Origin of the sequence: Pseudomonas sp. YL2, from assembly GCF_023063025.1 — a bacterium.
Lineage (GTDB): Bacteria > Pseudomonadota > Gammaproteobacteria > Pseudomonadales > Pseudomonadaceae > Aquipseudomonas > Aquipseudomonas putida_A.
This window is the reverse complement of sequence record NZ_JAJSLU010000035.1, coordinates 1-7,081: the sequence shown is the minus strand read 5'-3', so window position 1 is coordinate 7,081 and position 7,081 is coordinate 1. Positions and strand designations below refer to the sequence as shown.

Annotated in this window: 6 protein-coding genes; 2 read left to right on the top strand and 4 right to left on the bottom strand. The window is 57.1% G+C overall.

Annotated features, from left to right (window positions below):
* Nucleotides 1-109 precede the first annotated feature (109 nt).
* Nucleotides 110-1,072: a zinc-binding dehydrogenase gene (locus tag LVD08_RS27820; RefSeq protein ID WP_247269756.1), complete on the bottom strand. Its 963-nt coding sequence runs from the start codon at nucleotides 1,070-1,072 to the stop codon at nucleotides 110-112.
* Nucleotides 1,073-1,210: 138 nt separating this feature from the next.
* On the opposite strand from LVD08_RS27820, the gene LVD08_RS27815 reads away from it, so the two are divergent.
* Together LVD08_RS27815 and LVD08_RS27810 are read left to right on the top strand one after the other, a co-directional pair.
* Complete coding sequence (locus LVD08_RS27815) at nucleotides 1,211-3,295, top strand: carboxy terminal-processing peptidase (protein WP_167734107.1); 2,085 nt, start codon at nucleotides 1,211-1,213, stop codon at nucleotides 3,293-3,295.
* Nucleotides 3,296-3,428: 133 nt separating this feature from the next.
* Nucleotides 3,429-5,219, top strand: coding sequence for a bifunctional diguanylate cyclase/phosphodiesterase (locus tag LVD08_RS27810; protein ID WP_247269755.1), 1,791 nt, complete (start codon nucleotides 3,429-3,431; stop codon nucleotides 5,217-5,219).
* Nucleotides 5,220-5,279: 60 nt separating this feature from the next.
* Here the strand turns inward: LVD08_RS27810 and LVD08_RS27805 are convergent, their stop codons facing one another.
* The 3 genes from LVD08_RS27805 to LVD08_RS27795 all read right to left on the bottom strand — a co-directional run.
* Nucleotides 5,280-5,912 (bottom strand): hypothetical protein, encoded by a 633-nt coding sequence (locus LVD08_RS27805; RefSeq protein ID WP_247269754.1) that lies wholly within the window; start codon nucleotides 5,910-5,912, stop codon nucleotides 5,280-5,282.
* A 2-nt stretch (nucleotides 5,913-5,914) separates the two neighbouring features.
* The gene (locus tag LVD08_RS27800; protein ID WP_247269753.1) at nucleotides 5,915-6,274 is read right to left on the bottom strand and encodes a hypothetical protein; all 360 of its coding nucleotides are present in this window, start codon (nucleotides 6,272-6,274) and stop codon (nucleotides 5,915-5,917) included.
* Between the two features lie 3 nt (nucleotides 6,275-6,277).
* Nucleotides 6,278-7,081 (bottom strand): RHS repeat-associated core domain-containing protein (locus tag LVD08_RS27795; RefSeq protein WP_247269752.1); only part of this gene is annotated, 804 nt, incomplete at its 5' end.

Genomic DNA, 7,081 nt, shown 5'->3' with positions numbered 1-7,081 from the left:
CAATGGGGGGGGGGGGCCTCGCGCGGGAGGGGGGGGGCTCGTCAGATATTTTTTTCTCTCCCCCCCCCCCCGCGGGAGCAAGCCCGCTCCCACAGGTTTTTCGGTGTTTTCAGGTCAGGCTTTCGTCGACCACCAGCACCAGTTTGCCGGCAACTTTGTTGCTCGCCAGCTCGGCAAACGCCGCTTCGGCGTCTTTCACCGGGAAGGCTTTTGCCAGTTGCGGACTCAACCGCCCTTCGGCAAACAGCGGCCACACATGCTGGCTCAAGTCGCTGAACAGGTCGGCCTTGAACTGATCATCACGACTGCGCAACGTCGAACCAAGCAATTGCACGCGCTTGGCCAGAACCTGTGCCAGATCCAGTTTCGCCTCACGCCCGCCCATCAAGCCGATCAAGACCCAGCGCCCGTCCAGCGCCGTCAGCTTGAGGTTCAGTGCCGCATAGTTGCCGCCGACCGGATCAAGGATCACGTCAAACGGCCCGAAGTCGCGCAGGCTTTCCAGATCATCGGTGCGCACCACGCCGCCCTGGGCTCCCAGCGCCTCACAGTAGGCCAATCGCTCAGCCGACCCGACGCTGACCCAACAGGGATTGCCGAACGCCTTGCACAGCTGAATGGCGGCTGAACCAATTCCACTGGCCCCGGCGTGCAGGAGAACCTTCTCGCCGGGTTTCAGCGCCGCCAGTTGAAACACGTTGAGCCAGACCGTTGCATAAACCTCGGGTAATGCCGCGGCCTCGATCAACGAAACGCCCTCGGGCACCGGCAGCACGTGCCGTCCATCGACCACCACCTCCTCGGCCATTCCGCCCCCGGCCAGCAAGGCGCAGACCCGGTCGCCGACCTGCCAGGACGAGCCGGCGCCGACTTCACTGATCACCCCGGAACACTCCAGACCGAGCACCTGACTGGCGCCCGGCGGCGGTGGATAAAGCCCGGCTTTCTGTAATAAATCGGCGCGATTGAGGCCCGCAGCCGCCACGCGAATGCGCACTTGTCCTGCATCACACACCGGACTCGGCTCTTCAAGCCATGCCACTTGACCTTCAACGCCTTGCAATGCCTTCACAGTGCCTCCATAGTGAGTCTGGACTGAGCCCGAAGCTGTAGCGCCGGGCTTTTTGCATTATGCGACCGGCTCTCGTAGAACCGGCGACTTCAAAGACGGCCTAATATGCGTTATCAATTGTCCCCGCGTCGAATCAGCATGAAGCATTTGCTCCCCAGCACCGCCCTCGCTCTTTTCATCGGTATCGGCTTGTTGCCGGTGTCGGGCACTACATTCGCAGCCAACAGCTGGGACAAGTTGCAGCCGGATCGCGACGAAGTGATCGCCAGCCTCAACGTCGTCGAGTTGCTCAAGCGTCACCACTACAGCAAGCCGCCGCTCGACGATGCGCGCTCGGTGATCATCTACGACAGCTACATCAAGCTGCTGGACCCGTCGCGCAGCTACTTCATGGCCAGCGACATCGCCGAATTCGACAAGTGGAAGACCCAGTTCGACGACTTCCTCAAAAGCGGCGACCTCAACGCCGGGTTCACCATCTACAAGCGCTATCTGGACCGCGTCAAGGCGCGTCTGGACTTCGCCATTGCGGAGCTGAACAAGGGCGTCGACAAGATGGACTTCACCACCAAGGAAACCTTGCTGATCGATCGCAAGGACGCCCCTTGGCTCAAATCCACCGCTGAACTCGACGACCTGTGGCGCAAACGCGTCAAGGACGAAGTGCTGCGGCAGAAGATCGCCGGCAAGGATTCCAAGCAGATCCAGGAAACCCTGACCAAGCGCTACAAGAACCAGTTGGCGCGCCTGGACCAGACTCGCGCGGAAGACATCTTCCAGGCGTACATCAACACCTTCGCCATGTCCTACGACCCGCACACCAACTATCTGTCGCCGGATAACGCGGAGAACTTCGACATCAACATGAGCCTGTCCCTGGAGGGCATCGGCGCCGTGTTGCAGAGCGACAACGATCAAGTGAAAGTCGTGCGTCTGGTGCCGGCAGGCCCGGCCGACAAGACCAAGCAGGTTGCACCGGCCGACAAGATCATCGGCGTTGCCCAGGGCAACAAAGAGATGGTCGACGTGGTGGGCTGGCGCCTGGACGAAGTGGTCAAGCTGATCCGCGGCCCGAAAGGCACCGTGGTGCGCCTGGAAGTGATTCCGGCCAGCAATGCGCCGAACGACCAGACCAGCAAGATCGTGCCGATCACTCGCGAAGCGGTGAAGCTTGAAGACCAGGCGGTGAAAAAGTCCGTGCTGAACCTGAAACAGGACGGCAAGGACTACAAGCTCGGCATCATCGAGATCCCGGCGTTCTACCTCGACTTCAAGGCGTTCCGTGCCGGTGATCCGGACTACAAGAGCACCACCCGTGACGTCAAGAAACTGCTGACCGAACTGCAGAAAGAGAAAGTCGACGGCGTGGTCATCGACCTGCGCAACAACGGCGGCGGTTCTCTGCAGGAAGCCACCGAGCTGACCAGCCTGTTCATCGACAAGGGCCCGACCGTACTCGTGCGTAACGCCGATGGCCGCGTCGATGTACTGGAAGATGAAAACCCGGGCGCGTTCTACAAAGGCCCGATGGCTCTGCTGGTCAACCGCCTGTCCGCCTCGGCTTCGGAGATCTTCGCCGGCGCCATGCAGGACTACCATCGTGCATTGATCATCGGTGGCCAGACCTTCGGCAAAGGCACCGTGCAGACCATTCAGCCGCTGAACCATGGCGAACTGAAACTGACCCTGGCCAAGTTCTACCGGGTTTCCGGGCAGAGCACCCAGCATCAGGGCGTACTGCCGGACATCGACTACCCGTCGATCATCGACACCAAGGAAATCGGCGAAAGCGCCCTGCCGGAAGCCATGCCGTGGGACACCATCAAGGCAGCGATCAAGCCGGCCTCCGATCCGTTCAAGCCGTACCTGGCGCAGCTCAAGTCCGAGCATGACGCACGCAGCGCCAAAGATGCCGAGTTCGTGTTCATCCGTGACAAGCTGGCCCTGGCGCAGAAGCTGATGGAAGAGAAAACCGTCAGCCTCAATGAAGCCGACCGTCGTGCCCAGCATGCGGACATCGATGCCAAGCAACTGGCCATGGAAAACATCCGTCGCAAAGCCAAAGGCGAAGAACCGCTCAAAGAGCTGAAGAAAGAAGATGAAGACGCGCTGGCTGCGGCTGAGCCGGACAAGGTCAAACCAGAAGACGACGCCTACCTGAGCGAAACCGGGCGCGTGCTGCTGGATTACCTGAAGCTGAGCAATCAGGTGGCCAAGAAGTAAGATGATGGCAATTTAGTGGTGACGCTCCCCGGAGCGTCATCAAACAGTCATCATTCTGTCGTGAAATAAAGGACTGGGAGCGCCTCTTCAAGCAAGAGCGCTCCCAGTCCTTTTTTTATCGCCAGAGATTGCCATGACCACGACCGAACAGCTGAGTGCCTTGAGCTCGATCCTGACTCAAAGCGGTTTGCACAGCCTGTTCCAGCCGATCATCTGTCTCTCCGAGCGTCGCATTCTCGGCTACGAAGCTCTCACCCGCGGCCCGTCCAACAGCCCTCTGCACTCGCCTATCGCGTTGTTCGCCGTGGCGCGTCAAGCCGGCCGCTTGAGCGAACTGGAGATTGCCTGCCGCCAGTCTGCCTGCCGTCGTTTCAACGAGCAGCAACTGCCGGGCAAGCTGTTCCTCAACGTTTCACCGGAATCCCTGCTCGAAGCCGCGCACCAACCGGGGCGGACCTTGCAACTGCTGCAAGACTTCGGCATCCCACCGAGTCAAGTGGTGATCGAACTCACCGAACAGACGCCAATCGACGATTTCCAGTTGCTGCAAACCGCCCTGCATCACTATCGGGCGATGGGCTTTTCCATCGCACTGGATGATCTGGGTGCCGGCTATTCAAGCCTGCGCCTGTGGTCGGAGCTGCGTCCGGATTACGTGAAGATCGACCGCCACTTCATCGACGGCATTCATCAGGATGCGTTGAAACGCGAGTTCGTCGGCTCGATCCTGCAAATCGCCAAGGCCTCGCGGGCGCAGGTGATTGCCGAGGGTATCGAATTGCCGGAAGAACTGGCAGTGCTGACCGAGATGGGCGTCGATCTGGTGCAGGGTTACCTGCTCGCTCGCCCTCAGGAGCATCCACCCCGCGATGCCCGGGCCCTGATGCCGAAACACGACAGCAGCACCGTGGCGTTGAACGACGAAGGCAGCGACCTCAGCGCCCTGCTCAACGACCAACCGGCGGTGCATCGCGACACACCGACTGCCACCGTACTGGAAGCCTTCCGCCGCCAGGCCAATCTGAACTCACTGGCGGTGCTCGACGAACAGGGCCAGCCGTGCGGCATCGTCCATCGCCATTCGTTGTCCGACGCGCTGCTCAAACCGTTCGCCACCGACCTGTTCGCACGCAAACCGATCAGCCGCCTGATGAACGACGACTTCCTCGCCGTGGAAATGAGCCAGTCGCTGCAACAGGTCAGCCGCCTGATCACCAGCCGCGCCCGGCAGCGCATCGAAGAAGATTTCATCATCACCCTCAACGGCGGTTATCTCGGCCTCGGTCGGGTGATCGACGTGCTCAAACTGATCACCGAACTGAAAATCCAGCAGGCACGCTACGCCAACCCGCTGACCCTGCTACCCGGCAACGTGCCGATCCAGCAATGCCTGACCCGCCTGCTGCAACAGGGCCGTGAATCGATCATCTGCTACGTCGACATCGACAGCTTCAAACCCTTCAACGACATCTACGGCTACGGCCGTGGCGACGAAGTCCTGCTGTGCCTGGCGCAATGTCTGAACGAACGCGTCGACCCTTCCCGCGACTTCGTCGGCCACATCGGCGGCGACGACTTCCTTCTGGTACTCGGCCCGGAAGACTGGCGCAAACGCCTCAACCAACTGCTCGACGACTTCCAGAGCCAATGCCGGCGCTTCTATCGCCCTGAGCATCTTGAAGCTGGTTGCTTTATCGCGCCGAATCGTCAGGGTGTGCGGCAGGAGTTTCCCTTGTTGTCACTGTCCATCGGCGTCGTCCACCTGCATCCAGAAGCCTGCGCAGAACTGGACGCGAGTCAGCTGGCGGAGATGGCTTCGCAGGCGAAACACCATGCGAAGAATGTTCCGGGGTATAGCGTGCATGTGATTGATAGTCTCGATGCTGCTGACCTGCAACCGCCGCAACTGATTGGCCAACGCTGACTCCCCATACGACACAGATCCCTGTGGGAGCGGCTTGCTCGCGAAGGGCAGTCCATAAAATTAGTCAGTAGTACTTGCTATTAGTGCACTTATCGTGCGCCGCTCCGGGTTCCAAATCGTCATACACCATATTCCCCACCACTCCAAGCCACTATCAAAATAATTACTCCACGATTCCCTTCCAGGGATCGCATCCTCGCGATCAACCCATGTCGTATTGATTCCTTTCACCCAATTTATTGCCGTGACCCCGCTATTCTCTTCAAGTCCGATAGCAATTCTCCACTCATGAAAAAGCTCCTGAGCTTCCCGTTCTCCGCCCTTAAATTTCGTGCCGTACGGTGGCTCACGGAAATGTCCGTATAGTGCTAGAGGCCCGCGCACATAATCCTCTGTCAACATTAAATTTTTCAACTCTTCATCACTTAACAGTGTTGGAACTGCCTTCTCAAGCTCCCAGCTTATTTCTGGAGCACTATTACCCGCATACTCTGGATTTTTAATTAACTGAGCATGCCCATCCAACGCTTCGCTCATAAGTTGTTTATGCAGACCAACCAAAGCTCGCCGATGAACAGATTCATCAACTATTACTTCCGACTCAAGTTCGAAGACTATAAAATTGAAGACGCACCCAGCATCGTCCATACGTTCAATCAGAAGTTCACGTTTTGTTTCTTCAAAAACTTTCAACCCTATTCAACCCCAATCATTTCTTGCTGATATGCCTGAAGCCGCCCCAACAGAGTACTCATAAAAAATCGTCCGTCCTCTATTTCGTCGGAAAACAAAAAGCTTCTTTTTTCAAAAACCGCTTTAAACGAATCATTTTCGTTCAAAAAGAAACTGATAGTTTCAATTAGCCAGCACCTATCATCCTCTGAGTAATTTAAAAAATCCGGCCTCACCACAATGTCGAAAACTTTCGAAAGCTCCGAATAATCGTTAACATCTGCCAAGCAAATAAGCTCTTCAACTGACTCCTCATGAGGATAATCAATATCAAACAAAAACAAGAAGCCTGTCAATATTGAGATACTTGGTTTAACCTTCATTATCTAGTAATCCGTATATGCTGTTATTGGATTGCCGTTAACATCAAGAATAACAACAGTCTTTGTGGTCTCCACATACTCCAACCGCTTACTCTTATATCCTTCACCTACCTTTCTGCCCATTTCTACAGGCAATGACGAGAGAGCTAGGCTACCGGTACGACGGAATATAAGCTGCGCACGATTTATCGCGTTCAATTGATCTCTATGGCTAACAAATCTTGTTGCTGCGCGAGGGATACTTGGCTCTTTTGACTTGGTTTTCCTATTTATCCTCATCTCCACTTTACCTGTGGTGGGATTCTTGGCATGTTGCACCCGTTCAAGTTGCGCTGCCAAAGTGGTCTGAGCACCATGCTTTTGTAAGAAATGCGCCTTGGTATTGGTAAGCTCCATTTGTTTCAATTCTTTATGAGCGATCCGCTCTGCCAATTCGTCAATTCTCGCGCGCCGCTCCTGCGCTGACATCTTCGGTAGCGCCGGCTCTCCCTTATCTACCTTAGCCTCACTCGCCCCACCCGGCACCTTACACCCAGGCCTATTCGGCGGCGGGCAGTTCGACGTCAACCCCAACGGATCCACCCACCCCGTCGGATTCGGCACGTACTGGTACTGATTCAACCCACCTGCGAGCTTCACCGGATCCGGCGTCAGATACCGCCCCAGCCTCGGGTCGTAATACCGGTGCCGGTTGTAATGCAGCCCGCTTTCCGCATCGAAATACTGCCCCTGAAACCGCAGCGGCTGGTCCAGGTAGTCCTCGCCCGCGAGGGTGATCGCCGACACCTTGCCGTAGGCGTCGTATTG